The organism is Streptomyces sp. MH60 (genome assembly GCF_002939385.1).
GTDB lineage: Bacteria > Actinomycetota > Actinomycetes > Streptomycetales > Streptomycetaceae > Streptomyces.
The window spans coordinates 110,656-128,665 of record NZ_MULI01000010.1 but is presented as its reverse complement, the minus strand read 5'-3'; the positions used below and the strand labels follow the sequence as shown (position 1 = coordinate 128,665).

The window sequence follows — 18,010 nt, the reverse complement described above, 5'->3', positions numbered from 1 at the left end:
GAGCCAGGTCCGCGAGAGTCAGGTCCACGAAGGTCAGGTCCGCGAGAGTCAGGTCCTGCAAGAGCCAGGTCCGCGAGGGCAGAAGACATGCAGCCACTGCGCGGCGTCACCGTCGTCTCGCTGGAGCAGGCGATCGCCGCTCCCTACGCCAGCCGTCAGCTCGCCGACCTCGGCGCGCGGGTGATCAAGGTGGAGCGCCCGGGGACGGGGGACTTCGCCCGGGCGTACGACTCCCGGGTGCGGGGTCTGAGTTCGCACTTCGTGTGGGTCAACCGCAACAAGGAGTCCGTCACCCTGGACTTCAAGGACCCCCGGGGCCTGGAGCTGCTGCGCCGGCTGGTCGCGGACGCGGACGTCTTCCTGCAGAACCTGGCGCCGGGCGCCGCGGCCCGCGCCGGACTCGGCGCGCGGGAGCTGCGGGCGGCGCATCCGGGGCTGATCGTGTGCGACATCTCCGGCTACGGCGTGCCGGGCCCCTACGCCGACCGCAAGGCGTACGACCTGCTGGTGCAGTCCGAGGCGGGGCTGCTGTCGGTCACGGGCACGCCGGACGACATGGCCAAGGCGGGGATCCCGGTGTCGGACATCGCCGCCGGGATGTACGCGTACAGCTCGGTCCTGGCCGCGCTGCTCGAGCGGGGCCGTACGGGACGGGGCGCGCATCTGGACGTGTCGATGCTGGAGGCCACGGTGGAGTGGCTGGGTTTTCCGCTGTACTACTCCCTCGACGGCGCGCCGCCGCCTCCCCGGGCGGGTGCCGCGCACGCGACGATCTATCCGTACGGCCCGTTCACGGCGGGCGACGGGAAGGTCGTGATGACGGCGGTGCAGAACGAGCGCGAGTGGCACGGCTTCTGTGCGGGCTTCCTGGACCGTCCGGAGCTGGCCGGGCACCCGCGCTACGCCACCAACGCGGACCGCGACGCGCACCGGGAGGAACTGGGCGCGGTGATCTCGGCGCGGTTCGCGGAGCTGACCAGTACCGAGGCGATCGCGCTGCTCGACGCGGTGCCGGTGGCCAACGCCCGGGTGAACACGCTCACCGAGGTGTGGGACCACCCGCAGCTGGCCGCGCGCGGGCGCCTGCACGAGGTGCCCACCCCGGCCGGTCCCGTACCGGCGATGGCGCCGCCGGGACCGACCGGCCGGGCGCCGCGCATGGAGGCGGTCCCGGCGCTGGGCGAGCACACCCGCGCCGTACTCGGCGGCCTCGGTCTGTCGGAGGAGGACATCGACGCGCTCGCCGCGGACGGCGTGGTGTGAGCCCGGCCGGTGGTCACCGGCGGGCGGGTGGGTCCGGCTCCAGGAACTCCAGGCGGTTGCCGACCGGATCGGCGCAGTGGAAGCGCCGGTGACCGGGCAGGTCGTCGTCCCAGGTGACGGGCGTGCCGTGGGCCTCCAGGCGGGCGGCGTACCCGTCGATCCCGGTGACCCGCAGCCCGGGGTGGGCCTTGCGGGCGGGCCGGAAGCCGGTCGTCTCGACGCCCAGGTGGAGCTGGACGGGGCCGGCCGCGAACCAGCAGCCGCCGCGGGCGGCGAGCACGGGCGGCTTGGGGATCTCGGTCATGCCGAGCACGCCGGCGTAGAAGGCGCGCAGCGGCTCCTCGGCGCCGGGCGGCGCGGCGAGCTGCACGTGGTCGAGGCCGGTGATCACCGGCCGGCCTCCCCCGCCGACCCCGCCGACCCCGCCGACCCCGCGGGCTTCCGGGCGACGGCGAAGACGCGGCGGAAGGGGAACGGGGTGCCGTGGGCCTCGGCGGGATAGGCGGCGCGCAGGACGGTCCGGTACTCCTCGACGAACGCGTCGCGGGCCGCCGGGTCGCCGCCGAGGGCGTCCAGTACGGGCCGCAGCCCCGTTCCCTTCACCCAGTCGAGGACGGCGTCCTCGCCGGGCAGCAGGTGGACGTACGTCGTCTCCCACACGTCGGCGGTGCAGCCGGCGGCGGCCAGGCGGGCCAGGTAGCCCTCGGGGGTGAGGACGGCGTCGTCGTGGCGCAGGACGCCGTCGAGGCGGTCCCGCCAGCGCCGGGAGTCGGCCAGCTCGCGCAGCAGGCGGTGGCTGGGGGCGTCGAAGTTGCCGGGCACCTGGAGGGCGAGGGTGCCGCCGGGGGCGAGACGGTCGATCCAGTCGGGGAAGCGGTCGGCGTGGCCGGGGACCCACTGGAGGGTGGCGTTGCTGACGAGGAGGTCGAACGGTTCGTCCGGGGTCCAGGTGCGGGCGTCGGCGGGGGCGAAGTCGAGGTGACCGCCACCGGGGGTGGGGCCGGCGTACTGCCGGGCCCGTTCGAGCATCGGGGGCGAGTTGTCGTAGCCGGTGACGCGGGCGGTGGGCCAGCGGTCGGCGAGCAGGACGGTGACGTTGCCCGGTCCGCAGCCGAGGTCGGCGATGCGGGGCGCGTCCGCGGGGAGGTCCGGGATCCGGGCGAGGAGGTCGGTGAAGGGGCGGGCGCGGTGGCCGGCGTGGCGCAGGTACTGGGCGGGGTCCCAGGTGGGGGCGGTGGCGGGCATGGAGCCTCCAGAGGGTGTCCGTGCGGGACGGGTACCCAGCGTCACCCCGAAAGTATCTCGACGGCAAGACAGTTGACCTCAAGAGACTTCACGTCGACACAACCACTACACTGATCGTCATGGAGGACGAGGTCGATCGGCTGGTCGCAGCGTGGCGCCGGGAGCGCCCGGACCTCGACGTGGAACCGCTCGAGGTGCTGAGCCGTGTCAGCAGGCTGGCCCGGCACCTGGACCGCGCACGCCGGCTGGCCTTCTCCGAACACCAGCTGGAGCCGTGGGAGTTCGATGTGCTGACGGCGCTGCGCCGCGCGGGCACCCCGTACCAGCTCTCCCCGGGACAGCTCCTCACCCAGACCCTGGTCACGTCGGGCACGATGACCAACCGGATCGACCGGCTGGCGAAGAAGGGCCTGGTGGAGCGCCTGCCCGACCCCAGCGACCGGCGCGGCGTCCTGGTCCGGCTCACGGACGAGGGCCGGGACCGCGCCGACCAGTCGCTGGCCGGCCTGCTGGCCCAGGAGCGCGCCATCCTGGGCGAGCTGTCCCGCGCCCAGCGCAGCGAGCTGGCGGCCCTGCTACGCCAGCTGACCGCCCCGTTCGACAACATCCCCGGCTGAGGGGCCGTCCAGGTCCGCCGGTCCCACCCCCGCCCTGCGCGCCAGCGCCACGGCGGCCAGGGTGGAGTGGACACCCAGCTTGCCCAGGACGTTCTGCATGTGGGTGCGCACCGTGTGCGGGGACAGGTACAGCCGCTCGGCGACCGCCTTGCGGCCGAGCCCGGCGACCATGCAGCGCAGCACCTCGCGCTCGCGCGGGGTCAGCGACTCCACCAGCAGCTCGCTCTCGGTGCGGTGCTTGCGGGCCGCGGTCAGCTCGCGCAGGACGCCGGTGAGCAGGGCGGGCGGCAGGTGCGTCTCGTCGCGCAGGACGCCCCGGATGACGCTGAGCAGCCGGGACAGGGAACAGTCCTTGGCCACCCACCCGGAGGCCCCGGCCCCCAGGGCGAGGGCCGCCCGCCGGGGGTCGTCCTTCTCGGCGAGGACGACGATCCGTACGCCCGGCTGCCCCGACCGCACCCCGGCGACCAGCGAGATCCCGTCCACCAGCCCGTCCTCGTTGCCGTCCCGCACGGGCACGGCGGGCCGGGTGCCGGGCACCCGGCCGCCCAGGTCGGCGTCGACGAGCAGCACGTCGAACCGCCGTCCCTCGGAGGCGGCCCGCTCCAGGCAGCGCAGTGCGGCCGGGCCGCTGCCGGCCGCCGAGACGTCGACGTCGGGCTCGGCGGCCAGGGCGGCCGCGAGCGACTCGGCGAAGATGCGATGGTCGTCGACGACCAGGACTCGGATACGAACCACGAAACCCCCTCCCCCGCGCTCCGCGAGGAGCAGGGGATACCCATCGTCTGTCCGTCCTCGGACGACGGCACCGGCACGGGTACGAAGCCCGGGGCCCCGCGTCCAGCTGTGCTGTTGTGCTCGGTACTCCGGGACGGGCCGCCGCACGACCGCCGCCGTGCGGTAACCGCTGTCCCCGCCCCGGGCGCCGTACCCGGCTGTCTCGCCCCCTGAACGGCACCGGCCCCCACCGGTGCTGCTCATCAGAGTACGGACGGGCGCCGGGAGCGGAAGGCTATTTGCAGAACTGACTCCGCGGCACGTTTATGGTGAGCCGCATGTTTCGTCTTGTGACAGAAGTCGACAAGGAACGGCGCGATCTGCTGCGCACCCGCCTGCGGGAGACGAACACAGCGGCCTCCTCCGTCCTGCGTTCCCTGCGCGGGACCCCTCACGAACGCGAATTCCCACTGCACGTCTGGGTCCTGGACCGCACCGGCGGCCTGGCGGGCGGCCTGGTCGGCCACACCTGGGCGACCTGGCTGCACGTGACCTACCTGTGGGTGGACGGCGGCCACCGGGGCGCGGGTCTCGGTTCCGCCCTCCTCGACGAGGCGGAACGCACCGCCCGCACCGAACGCGGCTGCGCCGCCGCCCGCGTGGAGACCTGGGACTTCCAGGCTCCCGGCTTCTACACGAAGCGCGGCTACGACGTCATGTGCGTGATCCCCGACTACCCGCCGGGGATCACGGAGTACACCCTGGTGAAGCGGCTCGGCTGACCGGCTCAGACCAGGCGCCGCGCCCCCGGCGAGGGCACCGCCTCGAAGATCCGCGGGGTCTTGAAGGACGCCGTCGCGAAGGCGTTCTCGATCGCCTTGGTGACGGCGTCCACGTCGGTGGCCTCCGCCAGGACGATCGCCGAGCCGCCGAAGCCGCCGCCGGTCATCCGGGCGCCGAGGGCGCCGGAGGCGAGGGCCGTGTCGACGACCAGGTCCAGCTCCGGGCAGGAGATGCGGAAGTCGTCGCGCAGCGAGGCGTGGCCCTCGACGAGGACGGGGCCGATGGCCCGGGTGTCGCCGGACTCCAGCAGCGACACCACCCGCTCGACGCGCTCGTCCTCGGTCACCACGTGCCGGACCAGGCGGCGCACCTCCTCCTCGTCGCCCAGCCGCTCCAGCGCCGCGTCCAGGTCGGCGTAGGGCACGTCGCGCAGCGCGTCGACGCCGAGCAGCGCGGCGCCCTTCTCGCAGCCGGCGCGGCGCTTGCCGTACTCGCCCTCGCTGTGGGAGTGCTTGACCCGGGTGTCGACGACCAGCAGGCGCATGCCCTCGGCGGCGAGGTCGAAGGGGATCTGGCGCTGGGAGAGGTCGCGGGTGTCGAGGAACAGGGCGTGGCCCGCCTCGCAGCAGGCGGAGGCCGTCTGGTCCATGATGCCGACGGGGGCGCCGACGTAGACGTTCTCCGCGCGCTGGCACAGGCGGGCCAGCTGCCGGCCGCGCAGGCCGAGGGAGTACAGGTCGTTCAGCGCCAGGGCGACGACGACCTCCAGGGCCGCCGAGGACGAGAGCCCCGCGCCCGACGGGACCGTCGAGGTCAGGTGCACGTCGGCGCCGGTCAGTTCGTGGCCCGCCTCGCGCAGCGCCCAGACGACGCCCGAGGGGTAGGCGGTCCAGGACTTGTCCGAGCCGGGGGTCAGGTCGGCGACGCGCAGCTCGACCGGGCCGGCGTCGATGTCGGCCGAGTGCAGGCGCAGGACGCCGTCGTCGCGCCGGGAGACGGCCGCGACGGCCTGGTGCGGCAGGGCGAACGGCATCACGAAGCCGTCGTTGTAGTCGGTGTGTTCGCCGATCAGGTTCACCCGGCCCGGCGCCGCCCACACCCCCTCCGGCTCCGCCCCGTACAGCTCCCGGAACCGCTCGCCGACGGTCCCCGTGACAGCCTCGCCCATGCCCTGACCCCTCGCCCTTCCGGTAACTGCGGTAAGTACTAGCCCGCGCGCCGCTGCGCGAACTCCCACGCGTCCGACACGATCCCCGCGAGGTCCGCGCGGGACGGGTTCCAGCCCAGTTTCTCCCGGGCGGTGTCCGCGGACGCCACCAGGACCGCCGGGTCGCCGCCCCGGCGCGGGGCCACCACCTCAGGGATCGGGTGGCCGGTGACCCGGCGGACCGTCTCGACGACCTCGCGGACGGAGAAGCCGTTGCCGTTGCCCAGGTTGCAGATGAGGTGCTCGCCCGGGGTGGCGGCCGCCACGGCCAGCAGGTGGGCCTCGGCCAGGTCGGCGACGTGGATGTAGTCGCGCACACAGGTGCCGTCCGGCGTCGGGTAGTCGTCGCCGAAGACGGAGATGGCCTCCCGCCTGCCCTGCGCCACCTGGAGGACCAGCGGGATCAGATGCGACTCGGGGTCGTGGCGCTCGCCGTACTCCCCGTACGCGCCCGCGACGTTGAAGTAGCGCAGCGAGACCGCGCCGAGGCCGTGGGCCGCCGCCTCACCGGTGATCATGTGGTCGACGGCCAGCTTCGAGGCACCGTACGGATTCGTGGGCCTCGTCGGCGCGGACTCGACGATCGGCACCTGCTCGGGCTCGCCGTACGTGGCGGCCGTGGAGGAGAAGACGAGCCGCCGCACACCCGCGCCCCGCATGGCCTCCAGCAGGGCCATGGTCCCGCCGACGTTGTTGTCCCAGTACTTCTCGGGCTTGACGACCGACTCGCCGACCTGGGAGAAGGCGGCGAAGTGCAGCACGCCGTCGAACGAGGCGTCCAGCCACTTGGCGGCGTCGCGGATGTCACCCTCGACGAACGAGGCCCCCGCCGGCACGCCTTCGCGGAAGCCGGTCGACAGGTTGTCGAGCACGACGACCTCGTGCCCCGCCTCCAACAGATGCTGGGCGACGACGCTTCCGACGTATCCGGCACCACCTGTCACCAGGTACTTCCCACTCATGAACTCGCTACCTCTCGCAGTCGCTCGGCCGCGCGCTCCGGGGGCACGTCGTTGATGAACACGTTCATGCCGGACTCGGAGCCCGCGAGGAACTTCAGCTTGCCGGACGTACGGCGAATGGTGAAAAGCTCCAGGTGCAGCGCGAAGTCGTCCCGCGTCACGCCCTCGAACTCCTCCAGCTGCCCGAACGGGGCCTGGTGCCAGGCCGCGATGTAGGGCGTCGGCGGTTCCCCCTCGCCGAAGATCCGGTCGAAGCGCCTCAACAGTTCCAGGTAGACCTTGGGGAATTCTGTGCGCGCCGCCTCGTCGAGACCGAGCAGGTCGGGCACCCGCCGCTTCGGGTAGAGGTGCACCTCGTACGGCCAGTGCGCGGCGTACGGCACGAAGGCGGCCCAGTGCTCACCCTCCAGGACGACCCGCTCACCGGCCAGCTCCTCCTCCAGCACGGCGTCGAACAGGTTCTCCCCGCCCGTCGCGTCCTTGTGGGCGGCGAGTGAACGGAGCATCAGGGCGGTGCGGGGGGTGGTGAAGGGGTAGGCGTAGATCTGCCCGTGCGGGTGACCCAGCGTCACCCCGATCTCGGCGCCCCGGTTCTCGAAGCAGAACACCTGTTCAACGGAGGGCAGATGGGACAGCTCGGAGGTGCGGTCCGTCCAGGCGTCGAGCACGAGCCGGGCCTGCTCCTCGCTCAGGTCGGCGAAGGAGGCGTCGTGGTCGGAGGTGAAGCAGACGACCTCGCAGCGCCCGGAGTCACCGGCCAGCGAGGGAAAACGGTTCTCGAAGACCACCACGTCATAGGCCGAGTCCGGGATCTCGCTCAGCCGCTCCCCGTCCGACGGGCACAGCGGGCACTGGTCGGCCGGCGGATGGTAGGTGCGTCCCTGGCGGTGCGAGGCGACGGCGACCGAGTCGCCGAGCAGCGGGTCACGGCGCACCTCGGAGGTGGTGACGGTCCGCTCCAGCGGACGGCGGTCCACGGCGTCGCGCACGGTGTCGTCGCGAAGGTCGTAGTAGACCAGCTCACGGCCGTCGGCCAGCCGGGTCGAGGTCTTCTTCACTGCCGCACTCCTCTGCACCCACCCATGACAGTCACCAGTCATCCAACACAATCAAACATAACACATCACAACCCACCAACCCTGGTGGCACATCACAATCAAACAAAGTTCATCACCAGAAGTGTTCAATTACTGAACGCGGAGGCGTAGGTTCCGCTGCGGATCAGTTCGCGAACGAAGCGAGTGCTTAATGCAAACCCCCACAAGCTCCACTTATCTAGCCGCAGAGCTTCGACTCCCCACCAACTGGCTCGACTACACGATCCTCGGGATCTACTTCGTGGTCGTCCTGGGCATCGGCTTCGCCGCCCGCCGCTCGGTCAAGACCAGCCTGGACTTCTTCCTGTCCGGCCGCTCCCTGCCCGCCTGGGTCACCGGCCTCGCCTTCGTCGCGGCCAACCTGGGCGCCACCGAGATCCTCGGCATGGCCGCCAACAGCGCCCAGTACGGCGTCTACACGACCCACTGGTACTGGATCGGCGCCATCCCGGCGATGGTCTTCCTCGGCCTGGTGATGATGCCGTTCTACTACGGCTCGAAGGTCCGCTCGGTCCCGGAGTTCCTCCTGCTTCGCTTCGACAAGGCCTCCCACCTCCTCAGTTCGGCCCTGTTCGCCATCGCCGCCATCCTGATCGCCGGCGTGAACCTCTACGCCCTCGCGATCGTCGTCGAGGCGCTCCTCGGCTGGCCGGAGTGGGTGGCCATCGTGGTGGCCGGCTTCTTCGTCCTGGCGTACATCACCCTGGGCGGCCTCTCCTCGGCCATCTACAACGAGGTGCTCCAGTTCTTCGTGATCCTGGCCGGCCTGATCCCGATCACCATCCTGGGCCTGAAGAAGGTCGGCGGCTGGGACGGCCTGTCCGACTCCCTCTCCAAGTCCCACGGCTCCGACTTCATGACGGCGTGGGGCGGCACGGGCATCGGCAGCGAGAACCCGCTGGGCGCCAACTGGCTGACCATCGTCCTGGGCCTCGGCTTCGTCCTCTCCTTCGGCTACTGGACGACGAACTTCGCCGAGGTGCAGCGCGCCCTGTCGGCGAAGAACCTCTCGGCGGCCCAGCGCACCCCGCTGATCGCCGCCTTCCCGAAGATCTTCATCGTCTTCGTCGTCATGATCCCGGGCCTGGTCGCCGCGGTCCTCGTCCCGAAGATCGGCACCCCCGGCTCGGACCTCCAGTACAACGACGCGATCCCGTACCTGATGCAGCAACTGCTGCCCAACGGTGTCCTGGGCATCGCGGTGACCGGTCTGCTGGCCGCCTTCATGGCCGGCATGGCGGCCAACATCTCCTCCTTCAACACCGTCTTCACCACCGACGTCTGGCAGAAGTACGTGGTGAAGGACCGCGAGGACGGCTACTACGTCCGCTTCGGCCGCCTGATCACGGTGATCGGCGTCCTGGCCTCCATCGGCACGGCGTTCCTGGCCTCGTCCTTCTCCAACATCATGAGCTACCTCCAGACGCTCTTCTCCTTCTTCAACGTGCCGATGTTCGTGGTCTTCATCATCGGCATGTTCTGGAAGCGCGCGTCGATGAAGTCCGGCTTCTGGGGGCTGATCGCGGGCACGACCGCCGCGATGGTGAACTACTTCGTCATCTACAAGCAGGGCATCATCGACATCCCCTCCGACCAGGGCGCCAACTTCGTCTCCGCGATCGCGGGCTTCGTCGCCGGTGCGGTGGTCATGGTCGCCGTGTCCCTGTTCACCAAGCCGAAGCCGGTCGCCGATCTCCAGGGCCTGGTCTACGGCACCACCTCCCCCGGCATGTCGGAGGCGCCCGCCAAGGGCGACGACGCGTGGTACCGCAGGCCGGCGCTGCTGGGCTGGGGGGCGGTCGTCCTGGCCGCCGCCTGCTACATCCCGTTCTCGTTCTGATCGCGGGAGGATTGAGAGAGCATGTCTGATTCCTACTCCGACAAGAACGTCCAGGACGAGGTCTCCGAGCTGGAGACCAAGTCCGTCACCGCCGCGCGGCTGTTCGACATCCGGCGGATCATCGGCGGGCTGTTCGTGATCTACGGCGTCATCGTGACGATCGCGGGCTTCGTGGCGTCCGACGAGGACATCGACAAGGCGCAGGGGGTGAACATCAACCTGTGGACCGGGCTGGGGATGCTGGTCCTGGGCGTGTTCTTCCTGGCCTGGCTGAAGCTGAGGCCGACGGCGCCGCCGACACCGCCGGTGGACGAGTGACGGCACTCTTCTGACGCCGGGCAGTGGTCCGGCGTCAGCCGGTCACCCGGCGCGGGGGTGGGCGCGAGTGGAGCGCGGCCCGGCGTAGCGGGGTGCCGCTGCGCCCACCCGTGCCGCCCCAGCGGCACGACTGCCCGCAGCTAGGCGGCGACGGCCCGCAGGCGCGTACGGCGGGAAGGGGTCGTGTCGGGGGGTGTCCGCCCGCAGCGGTTGGCGCGTCAACGCCCCGCACCTCTTCAAACACCCGATTCCGCGCCGTTCCGAGGACGGACACCCCCCGGCGCGGCCCCGACCCCCCACCGGACGCACCGCGCAACGCGCACCCCCACGCACCCCGCACAGGCCGCCGCAGGCACCCGGCTCAACCGCCGGAGGCACCCGCCCGGTCCAGCAACCCCGTCCGCGCGGCCAGTGCCGCGGCCTCCAGCCGGGATCCCACGCCCAGTTTCATCAGGACCCGCTGGACATGCGTACGCGCCGTCGACGGAGCGATCCCCATCCCCGCCGCGATCAGCCGCGTGTCCTCGCCGTCCGTGACCCGCACCAGCACCTCCACCTCCCGGGGCGTGAGCATCTGCAACAGCCGCTGCCCCTCGTCGTCGGGCTGCGCGGCCGGGTTCAGCAGCTCGCCGAAGGCCCCCTGCAACAGAGCGGGCGCCACCGCCGCCTCCCCCGCCCGCGCCTTCATGATCGCCCGCTCGACGCCCTCTATACGCTCGTCGTGCCGTACGTACCCCGACGCCCCCGACGCGAACGCCGCCGCGATGCCGCGAGGGCTCGGCACCGGGCCCAGCACCACCATCGCCACCTGCGGACGCTCCCGCTTGATCCGCACCACCGGGTCGAATATCCCCGGCTCCGCCGGTGTCGCCGTCCCCAGCAGGCACACCTCCGGCGCCCGGCTGATCACCAGCTCCGCCGCCCCCGCGGCCGGCGCCGCCGCGGCCAGCACCCGGTGCCCCCGCAGCTTCAGCGCCGAGGCCAGCGCCTCGGCGTGCAATCGGTGATCGTCGACCACCATGAGCCGTACTCCCATGGAGCAACCCCCCAGTCACCCAGTCCCCGGCACCCATGCCCCCGGCATGCCCCGGAAGCTACACGCTAGCCCGTCCGGGCGCTGCCCCTACCGGCGACAACCACCCCACAAATGCGCGGCCCCGCCCCTGCGGGAGCAGGGACGGGGCCGGGATCCGGACCGTTCAGCCGCTGGTGCCGAACCCGATCGCGAGGTACTCCTTCTCGTCCGCACTGGTCGGCTCGCTGGCGTACACCTGCGACATGTACAGGTGCCCCTGCGAGTAGAGCAGTTCGGAGTAGTCCGGCGACATGCTGGACTCCACGTCCCGCACCGCCTCCGTCGCCGGGTTCTCCAGCAGCGTGGTCTGCTTGAACGTCGCGCCGTCGATGCTCACGACCTGCCCGCCCTTGTCGTACGGCGGGCGCTTGTAGGCGATCACGTTGCCGCCGTCCATGCGCAGCGGGGTGATCGTGTAGTCGTCACCGGAGTCCGCGCGCTGGCCGGTCTGCTTGCCGGTGGCCAGGTCGAAGGCGACGACCTCGTTGGCCCGGCTGTACGACTCGCCGCTGCCCTCGTGCTCCTCGGTCGCGATGTACAGCTTGCCGTTTCCGGCCGCGAGCCCGTTGCAGCTCTCGGTCTTGGTGATGCTGTCGCAGCGGGCCGCGAACTGGTCGCCCGGCGCGGAGATGCGGGTGAGCAGCTTGCCGGTCTTGTTGTCGATGGAGAAGAAGTCCGAGATGCCGCTGCCGTCACCGGCGGAGTCACCGACGTCGGCGGCCACGACCAGCGGTTCCGTCGACACGACGCCCGCGTACTCGATGCCCTTGGCCATCTTGTACTCGGAGAGCACCTTCCCGCTCTTCGGGTCGATGGTCTGGATGTTCAGCTGACGGGCGTCGTACGAGCCGCACTTGCGCACCGCGACCAGCTTCTCGCCGCCGCCGTAGCCCGCGTCGTAGCAGGTGTCGGTGGTCTTCGGGGACCACAGGATGTCGCCCTTGGCAATGCCGAAGGCGACGCCGCCGTCGGTGCTGCCCGCGGCGACGGTGTCACCGCTGATCGTGACGTTGTCGAAGGAGATCGGTTCGTCACCGGCGGTCTTCGTCCACACCTTCTTCCCGGCGTCCAGGTCGAGGACCGCCACCTGGGTGCAGCCGTGCGAGGGCTCGGCCTTGGTCGGCATGGCGGGCTGGTGGACGATCACCGTCTTGTTGTCGTCGGTGACGTGCCGGGTGGTCGCGCAGACGGGACCGTCCAGCTTGATGGTCCACTTCTTGCTGCCCTTGTCGGGGTCGTACCCGACGACCTCGGCGACGCCGCTCTTGGCGTACACCTTGTCGGTGAGCCACGAGCCGGAGACGACGACGCTGCTGTCCTCCTTGCTCACCGCGGGCATCGGGACCTGGAAGAGGACCTTCGAGGCCGGGTCGGCGGGCGCCTTCTCCTGGGCGCCGGAGGTCTTGCCGCCGTCGCCGCCCTTCTGGTCGGTACCGCCGTCGCCGCCCGTACCGCCGCTGGAACCGGCGGTGTCGTCCTTGCCCCCGTCGTCGGAGGAGCCGGCGTACCAGACCCCGCCGCCGATGATCAGCGCGATCGCGACGACGGCGGACACGATGATCGCGACCTGCGCGTTGATCTTCCGCCCGCCGCCCGGCCCCGCGGCCTGCGGCTGCATGGGCATGGTGGTTGGCGGCTGGTAGCCGTATCCCGGCTGGCCCGGCTGACCCGGCTGGCCGTAGGGCGGCGTCGGCTGCCCGTACGGCCCGGGCTGACCCGGCTGACCCGGGTAGCCGTACCCGGGCTGGGGCTGCGGCGGGGTCTGCGGATACCCGTACCCCGGCTGCTGGGGCGGGGGCCCCGCCGGCGGCGTGGGCGGAGCCGCGGGCGCCTGCGGCGGGGTCTGCGGATAGCCGTAGCCCGGCCCGGGCGCCTTGCCGAGGTCGGGCCCCGAGGGCGGCGTGGGCGGCTGCGGTGCGGGCTGCTGCGGCGGCTGGTTCGGCGGCGGGCCGAAACCGCCCCCCTGCGGGGGCTGGTTGGGCGGCGGGGGCGGCGGCTGGGTCATGACGGGAGCACCTCGGAGAGCGGGGACGACGGGGACGGAACGGGCCGCGGGAGCGCGGCCGGAGAAGAGGTCACTTGCCGTAGGCGAGCATCAACTTCTCCTTCGACTCGTCGTTCCCGGTCAGGCGGGTGCTGGAGATGAAGAATCGCCCGTCGACCCAGTCGATGTCCTTGGAGTAGAAGCCGTTCTCGATGTCCGCGACGCCCTGCGGGTTCTGCAGCAGCTTGGCCGGCTTGTGGCTGCTGCCGCCGGTCGGGATGGACACGACCTGCCCGCCCGCGTCGTAGGACGGCTGGACGTACGCGATGAGCTGGTCGCCCTCGACCTTCATCGGCATCATCGACTCGTCCGCGGGGGACTTGGTGCGCCACTTCTCCTTGCCGGTGGCGAGGTTGATCGCGACGATCTCGTTGGCGCCGCTGGTCGCCTCGGTCGGCAGGTAGAGCGTGCCCGCGGCGACCGCCACGCCCGAGCAGCCCTGGAGGTCGCGTTCGAGGATGGCCCAGCCGCACTCGGGGGCGAAGTCCTCGTCGACGCCGACCTGTTCCTGCACCTTGCCGGCGGGGGTGAAGCTGGAGATGTTCCAGACCTTCTTGTCCTCGTTGGTGGCGTAGACGACCAGCGGGTCGACGGAGTAGGCGCGGGCGATCCGCCAGTCCTTCTCGTACTTGTAGGTCCACAGGACCTTGCCGGTCTTCGGGTCGAGGCCCTGGAGCTCGTCGTGCGCGTTGTTGCCGCCGGCGCCGCAGGAGGCGACCTGGACCAGCTTGTTCGCGCTGCCCGCGAATCCGGCCGGGAAGCAGGCGTCGCCGTACTTCTTCTTCTCGTACAGCTTCTTGCCGCTCCGGACGTCGTAGGCGGTGCCGGACTGGGAGCGGCCGACCATCAGGGTGGTACCGCTGAGCGAGAGTTCGACGGAGAGCGTGGAGTCGAACAGGTCGCCGTCGGCGACCTCCTCGGACCAGCCCTTGTCGCCGGTGGCGAGGTCGATCTCCTGGAGCTTGTTGCACTTGGCGCGGTCGCTGGAGCCGCTCATGTAGGCGACGACGATCTTGTCGTCGGCCGTCTTCTCCGGAGTGACCGAGCAGATCTTCTCCGGGAAGGCGATCGGGTCCCAGGCGGGCTTGCCGTCGCCGACGTTGTAGGCGAAGACCTGCTTGTACGCCGCCTTCACCGCGGCCTTGCCGGTGATCCACATGCCGTCGGCGTCGGCGCCGGAACCGGGGGCGTCGGGCGCCTCCTTGTACCAGAGCACCTTGGACTCGCCGGCCTGGCGGCCCTCGTTGAGGTCCTCGGGGTCCTCGCCGCCGTCGCCGCTGCCGTCACCGGGGTTGACCGGGGCGCCGCCCTTGGAGCCGGAGGGCTTGGGGTCGTCGCTCTTGGCGGCGACGGGCTTCTTGCCCTTCTCGTCGTCACCGCCGCTCGACGTGACCGCCCACACGCTGCCGCCGATGACGAGCAGGGCCAGGGCCGCGGCGCCGATGGCGAGGGCGGGCTTGCCCTTGAAGGGGTTGCGCGACCCGGGACCGCCGGGCGGCGGCGTACCGGGGGCGCCGGGGTAACCGGGGTACTGCTGCTGCGGGTAGCCGTAGCCGGGCTGCTGGCCGTACGGCCCGGGCTGCTGCGGCTGGGCGTACGGACCGGAGTTGTACGGTCCGGGCTGTGCGTACGGCCCCGGCTGGGCGGGCTGCCCCGGCTGACCGGGCTGCTGCGGATAGCCGTAGCCCGGCTGCTGCGGCGGCGGGCCCTGCGGGGGCGGCGGGGTCGGCGCCCCGAAGCCTCCCGGCGGTGGGTCCTGCGGTGCTCCGAAGCCACCCGGCTGCGGCGGCTGATTCGGCGGCTGGCTCATCAGCGCGTTCCCCCTTATTACTCACTGATTTTTAGCCACGCCCCGGGTCACGCGCTGGCCCCGGAGTCGTCGTAGGCATTCGTTCCACATGCCTCGGACCGCCCTGGGACAGTCCTCGGACGGCCTTTCTATCACCCACGGCCAACCGCCCACCGGGCCGCGTCCGCCCCTGTTCCCAAGGGAGGACCGGCCCGTGATGCCTCTGTTACGAGCCTTCACGCGCCCTTTACACCACCCGCGCCCCCCGCGCGCAGGCGGTCAGGCGTCCTCGGCCAGTTCCAGCCAGCGCATCTCCAGCTCGTCGCGCTGCCCCGTCAGCGCGCGCAGCTCCGCGTCCAGTTCGGCCACCTTCGCGAAGTCCGTGGCGTTCTCGGCGATCCGCGCGTGCAGCTTGGTCTCCTTCTCGGAGACCTTGTCCAGCTGCCGCTCGATCTTCTGGAGCTCCTTCTTGGCGGCGCGCACGTCGGCCGCGCTCTTCTCGGGCCCGGCGGCGGCGGGCCCGGCCGCCACGACCGGGGCGCTCGACGCGGCGGCCTCCTCCATGCGCCGGCGCCGCTCCAGGTACTCGTCGATGCCGCGCGGCAGCATGCGCAGCGCGCCGTCGCCGAGCAGGGCGAAGACCCGGTCGGTGGTGCGCTCGATGAAGAACCGGTCGTGGGAGATGACGATCATAGAGCCGGGCCAGCCGTCGAGGACGTCCTCCAGCTGGGTCAGGGTCTCGATGTCGAGGTCGTTGGTGGGCTCGTCGAGGAAGAGGACGTTGGGCTCGTCCATGAGCAGCCGCAGCAGTTGCAGCCGCCGCCGCTCACCGCCGGACAGGTCCCCGACCGGCGTCCACTGCTTCTCCTTGCCGAAGCCGAAGGTCTCGCACAGCTGCCCCGCGGTCATCTCGCGCCCCTTGCCGAGGTCGACGCGCTCACGGACGCGCTGCACGGCCTCCAGCACCCGCCAGTCCGGGTCGAGTTCGGCGACCTCCTGCGACAGGTACGCCAGCTTGACGGTCCTGCCGACCCGGACCCGACCGCCCGCCGGCTGCTGCTCGCCGTCGCTGCGGGCGGCCTCCGCCATGGCCCGCAGCAGGGAGGTCTTGCCCGCGCCGTTGACGCCGACCAGGCCGATGCGGTCGCCGGGACCGAGCTGCCAGGTGACGTGCTTGAGCAGCACCTTGGGGCCGGCCTGGACGGTGATGTCCTCCAGGTCGAAGACGGTCTTGCCGAGCCGGGAGGAGGCGAACTTCATCAGCTCGCTGCTGTCCCGGGGCGGCGGCACGTCGGCGATCAGCTCGTTGGCGGCCTCGACGCGGAAGCGGGGCTTGGAGGTGCGGGCGGGCGCCCCGCGCCGCAGCCAGGCCAGCTCCTTGCGGACCAGGTTCTGCCGCTTGGTCTCCTCGGTGGCGGCGATGCGCTCGCGCTCGGCGCGGGCGAAGACGTAGTCGGAGTAGCCGCCCTCGTACTCGTAGACGTCGCCCTTCTGCACGTCCCACATGCGGGTGCAGACCTGGTCGAGGAACCACCGGTCGTGGGTGACGCACACGAGCGCGGAGCGCCGCTCGCGCAGGTGCCGGGCGAGCCAGGCGATGCCCTCGACGTCGAGGTGGTTGGTGGGCTCGTCGAGGACGACCAGGTCCTGTTCCTCGATGAGCAGCTTGGCCAGCGCGATCCGGCGCCGCTCGCCGCCGGAGAGCGGCCCGATGACGGTGTCGAGCCCCTGCGGGAAGCCCGGCATGTCCAGGCCGCCGAACAGTCCGGTCAGCACGTCCCGGACCTTGGCGTTGCCCGCCCACTCGTGGTCGGCCATGTCGCCGATGACCTCGTGCCGGACGGTCGCCCCGGGGTCGAGGGAGTCGTGCTGGGTGAGCACCCCGAGCCGCAGTCCGCCGGAGTGGGTGACCCGGCCGGTGTCGGGCTCCTCCAGCCTGGCCAGCATCCGGATCATGGTCGTCTTGCCGTCGCCGTTGCGCCCGACGACACCGATGCGGTCCCCCTCGGAGACGCCGAGGGACACGCCGTCGAGGAGTGCACGGGTGCCGTACACCTTGCTGACGTTCTCGACATTGACCAGATTGACGGCCATTTCTCTCCTGCCTGGGGGATCGCTCGACCCTCCAGGGTAGTCCGGCCGCCGGGAGCCTCAGTCCAGGACGGTGGCCCCGGCCGCCGCCCCCGCCGCCGTCCGCACGTCACGGCAGGTCCCCGACGCCCGCAGCACCCCGGCGATGTCGGAGGCGGACTTCGCGTCGGTCGCGAGGAAGGCCGTGGTCGGGCCGGAGCCCGAGACCAGGGCCGCCAGTGCCCCGGCCGCCCGGCCCGCCGCGAGGGTGTCGCCCAGCTCCGGGTAGAGGGAGAGCGCCGCGGGCTGGAGGTCGTTGGAGACGGCGACCGCGAGCGCGGCGGCGTCGCCCTTCGCGAGGGCGTCGAGCACCGCCTGGTCGGCGACCGGTTCCGGGATGTCCCGGCCCTCGGCCAGCCGGTCGAACTCGCGGTAGACGGCCGGCGTGGACAGCCCCCGCGCGGCCGGCGCGAACACCCAGTGGAAGTCGCCGCCGACCTCCAGCTCCGTCAGCCGTTCCCCCCGCCCCGTGCCCAGCGCCGCGCCGCCGACCAGGCTGAACGGCACGTCGCTGCCCAGCTCGGCGCAGATGTCCAGCAGCTCCTCGCGGGAGGCCCCGGTACCCCACAGGGCGTCGCAGGCGAGCAGCGCGCCCGCACCGTCGGCGCTGCCGCCCGCCATGCCGCCGGCGACGGGGATGTCCTTGGTGATGTGGAGGTGGACGTCGGGTGCGCGGCCGTACCGTTCGGCGAGGGCGAGGGCGGCGCGGGCGGCGAGGTTCGTGCGGTCCAGGGGGACCTGGTCGGCGTCCGGTCCCTCGCAGGTGACGCGGAGGCCGTCGGCGTCCGGGGTCGCGGTGACCTCGTCGTACAGGGAGACGGCGAGGAAGATGTTGGCCAGGTCGTGGAAGCCGTCGGGGCGGGCGGCGCCGACCGCGAGCTGGACGTTGACCTTGGCGGGGACGCGGACCGTCACGCTCACTT

At 71.8% G+C, this 18,010-nt stretch carries 16 protein-coding genes; 5 read left to right on the top strand and 11 right to left on the bottom strand.

Annotated features, from left to right (window positions below; genetic code table 11):
- Window positions 1-87: 87 nt before the first annotated feature.
- On the top strand, window positions 88-1,263 hold the full coding sequence (locus BZZ08_RS10295; RefSeq protein WP_104631856.1) for a CaiB/BaiF CoA transferase family protein: 1,176 nt from the start codon (window positions 88-90) through the stop codon (window positions 1,261-1,263).
- A 13-nt stretch (window positions 1,264-1,276) separates the two neighbouring features.
- On the opposite strand, the gene BZZ08_RS10290 is transcribed toward BZZ08_RS10295, so the two are convergent.
- Together BZZ08_RS10290 and BZZ08_RS10285 are read right to left on the bottom strand one after the other, a co-directional pair.
- Entirely contained in the window at window positions 1,277-1,654 is a 378-nt protein-coding gene (locus tag BZZ08_RS10290) for a VOC family protein (protein WP_104631855.1), read from the bottom strand.
- On the bottom strand, window positions 1,651-2,508 hold the full coding sequence (locus BZZ08_RS10285) for a trans-aconitate 2-methyltransferase (protein ID WP_104631854.1): 858 nt from the start codon (window positions 2,506-2,508) through the stop codon (window positions 1,651-1,653). Before BZZ08_RS10285 ends, BZZ08_RS10290 begins: the two co-directional genes overlap by 4 nt.
- A 119-nt stretch (window positions 2,509-2,627) precedes the next feature.
- Between BZZ08_RS10285 and tamR the strand changes: the two genes are divergently transcribed.
- Entirely contained in the window at window positions 2,628-3,125 is a 498-nt protein-coding gene (tamR, locus tag BZZ08_RS10280) for a MarR family transcriptional regulator TamR (protein WP_007450665.1), read from the top strand.
- Here the strand turns inward: tamR and BZZ08_RS10275 are convergent.
- Complete coding sequence (locus tag BZZ08_RS10275; protein WP_198601388.1) at window positions 3,084-3,863, bottom strand: response regulator transcription factor; 780 nt, start codon at window positions 3,861-3,863, stop codon at window positions 3,084-3,086. The two genes, tamR and BZZ08_RS10275, sit on opposite strands and share 42 nt — an antisense overlap.
- Before the next feature lie 305 nt (window positions 3,864-4,168).
- Between BZZ08_RS10275 and BZZ08_RS10270 the strand changes: the two genes are divergently transcribed.
- A complete protein-coding gene (locus BZZ08_RS10270; RefSeq protein WP_104631852.1) occupies window positions 4,169-4,624 on the top strand; it encodes a GNAT family N-acetyltransferase in 456 nt (151 codons plus the stop codon).
- 5 nt (window positions 4,625-4,629) lie between these two features.
- On the opposite strand, the gene galK is transcribed toward BZZ08_RS10270, so the two are convergent.
- From galK to galT, 3 genes are read right to left on the bottom strand one after another with little or no spacing between them, the layout of a single operon-like run.
- A complete protein-coding gene (gene galK / locus BZZ08_RS10265; protein WP_104631851.1) occupies window positions 4,630-5,793 on the bottom strand; it encodes a galactokinase in 1,164 nt (387 codons plus the stop codon).
- 38 nt (window positions 5,794-5,831) lie between these two features.
- Window positions 5,832-6,794 carry a UDP-glucose 4-epimerase GalE gene (galE, locus tag BZZ08_RS10260; protein ID WP_104631850.1) on the bottom strand — a complete coding sequence of 321 codons (963 nt, stop codon included), beginning with the start codon at window positions 6,792-6,794 and terminating at the stop codon, window positions 5,832-5,834.
- The gene (gene galT, locus BZZ08_RS10255; RefSeq protein ID WP_104631849.1) at window positions 6,791-7,852 is read right to left on the bottom strand and encodes a galactose-1-phosphate uridylyltransferase; all 1,062 of its coding nucleotides are present in this window, start codon (window positions 7,850-7,852) and stop codon (window positions 6,791-6,793) included. Before galT ends, galE begins: the two co-directional genes overlap by 4 nt.
- Window positions 7,853-8,042: 190 nt before the next feature.
- Here galT and BZZ08_RS10250 point away from each other — a divergent pair, with 190 nt between their 5' ends.
- Together BZZ08_RS10250 and BZZ08_RS10245 are read left to right on the top strand one after the other, a co-directional pair.
- On the top strand, window positions 8,043-9,731 hold the full coding sequence (locus BZZ08_RS10250) for a sodium:solute symporter family protein (protein ID WP_104631848.1): 1,689 nt from the start codon (window positions 8,043-8,045) through the stop codon (window positions 9,729-9,731).
- 21 nt (window positions 9,732-9,752) lie between these two features.
- Complete coding sequence (locus BZZ08_RS10245) at window positions 9,753-10,049, top strand: hypothetical protein (protein WP_104631847.1); 297 nt, start codon at window positions 9,753-9,755, stop codon at window positions 10,047-10,049.
- A 361-nt stretch (window positions 10,050-10,410) separates the two neighbouring features.
- Here the strand turns inward: BZZ08_RS10245 and BZZ08_RS10235 are convergent, their stop codons facing one another.
- From BZZ08_RS10235 to BZZ08_RS10215, 5 genes are all read right to left on the bottom strand, one after another.
- Window positions 10,411-11,085 carry a response regulator transcription factor gene (locus tag BZZ08_RS10235; RefSeq protein ID WP_104631846.1) on the bottom strand — a complete coding sequence of 225 codons (675 nt, stop codon included), beginning with the start codon at window positions 11,083-11,085 and terminating at the stop codon, window positions 10,411-10,413.
- A gap of 163 nt (window positions 11,086-11,248) precedes the next feature.
- Window positions 11,249-13,129: an outer membrane protein assembly factor BamB family protein gene (locus BZZ08_RS10230; RefSeq protein ID WP_198601387.1), complete on the bottom strand. Its 1,881-nt coding sequence runs from the start codon at window positions 13,127-13,129 to the stop codon at window positions 11,249-11,251.
- A gap of 70 nt (window positions 13,130-13,199) precedes the next feature.
- Window positions 13,200-14,978, bottom strand: a complete 1,779-nt coding sequence (locus BZZ08_RS10225; protein WP_104631844.1) for an outer membrane protein assembly factor BamB family protein — start codon at window positions 14,976-14,978, stop codon at window positions 13,200-13,202.
- Window positions 14,979-15,236: 258 nt separating this feature from the next.
- Complete coding sequence (locus tag BZZ08_RS10220; protein ID WP_104631843.1) at window positions 15,237-17,051, bottom strand: ABC-F family ATP-binding cassette domain-containing protein; 1,815 nt, start codon at window positions 17,049-17,051, stop codon at window positions 15,237-15,239.
- 57 nt (window positions 17,052-17,108) lie between these two features.
- On the bottom strand, window positions 17,109-18,008 hold the full coding sequence (locus tag BZZ08_RS10215) for a 4-(cytidine 5'-diphospho)-2-C-methyl-D-erythritol kinase (RefSeq protein ID WP_104631842.1): 900 nt from the start codon (window positions 18,006-18,008) through the stop codon (window positions 17,109-17,111).
- Window positions 18,009-18,010 lie beyond the last annotated feature (2 nt).

Excerpts from the sequence above, each read along its gene's own strand:
- BZZ08_RS10250 (WP_104631848.1), top strand. The coding sequence starts at position 8,043 with ATGCAAACCCCCACAAGCTCCACTTATCTAGCCGCAGAGCTTCGACTC.
- galK (WP_104631851.1), bottom strand. The coding sequence starts at position 5,793 with ATGGGCGAGGCTGTCACGGGGACCGTCGGCGAGCGGTTCCGGGAGCTG.
- BZZ08_RS10270 (WP_104631852.1), top strand. The coding sequence starts at position 4,169 with ATGGTGAGCCGCATGTTTCGTCTTGTGACAGAAGTCGACAAGGAACGG.
- BZZ08_RS10225 (WP_104631844.1), bottom strand. The coding sequence starts at position 14,978 with ATGAGCCAGCCGCCGAATCAGCCGCCGCAGCCGGGTGGCTTCGGAGCA.
- BZZ08_RS10245 (WP_104631847.1), top strand. The coding sequence starts at position 9,753 with ATGTCTGATTCCTACTCCGACAAGAACGTCCAGGACGAGGTCTCCGAG.
- BZZ08_RS10235 (WP_104631846.1), bottom strand. The coding sequence starts at position 11,085 with ATGGGAGTACGGCTCATGGTGGTCGACGATCACCGATTGCACGCCGAG.
- tamR (WP_007450665.1), top strand. The coding sequence starts at position 2,628 with ATGGAGGACGAGGTCGATCGGCTGGTCGCAGCGTGGCGCCGGGAGCGC.
- BZZ08_RS10230 (WP_198601387.1), bottom strand. The coding sequence starts at position 13,129 with ATGACCCAGCCGCCGCCCCCGCCGCCCAACCAGCCCCCGCAGGGGGGC.
- BZZ08_RS10295 (WP_104631856.1), top strand. The coding sequence starts at position 88 with ATGCAGCCACTGCGCGGCGTCACCGTCGTCTCGCTGGAGCAGGCGATC.
- BZZ08_RS10285 (WP_104631854.1), bottom strand. The coding sequence starts at position 2,508 with ATGCCCGCCACCGCCCCCACCTGGGACCCCGCCCAGTACCTGCGCCAC.
- BZZ08_RS10220 (WP_104631843.1), bottom strand. The coding sequence starts at position 17,051 with ATGGCCGTCAATCTGGTCAATGTCGAGAACGTCAGCAAGGTGTACGGC.
- galE (WP_104631850.1), bottom strand. The coding sequence starts at position 6,794 with ATGAGTGGGAAGTACCTGGTGACAGGTGGTGCCGGATACGTCGGAAGC.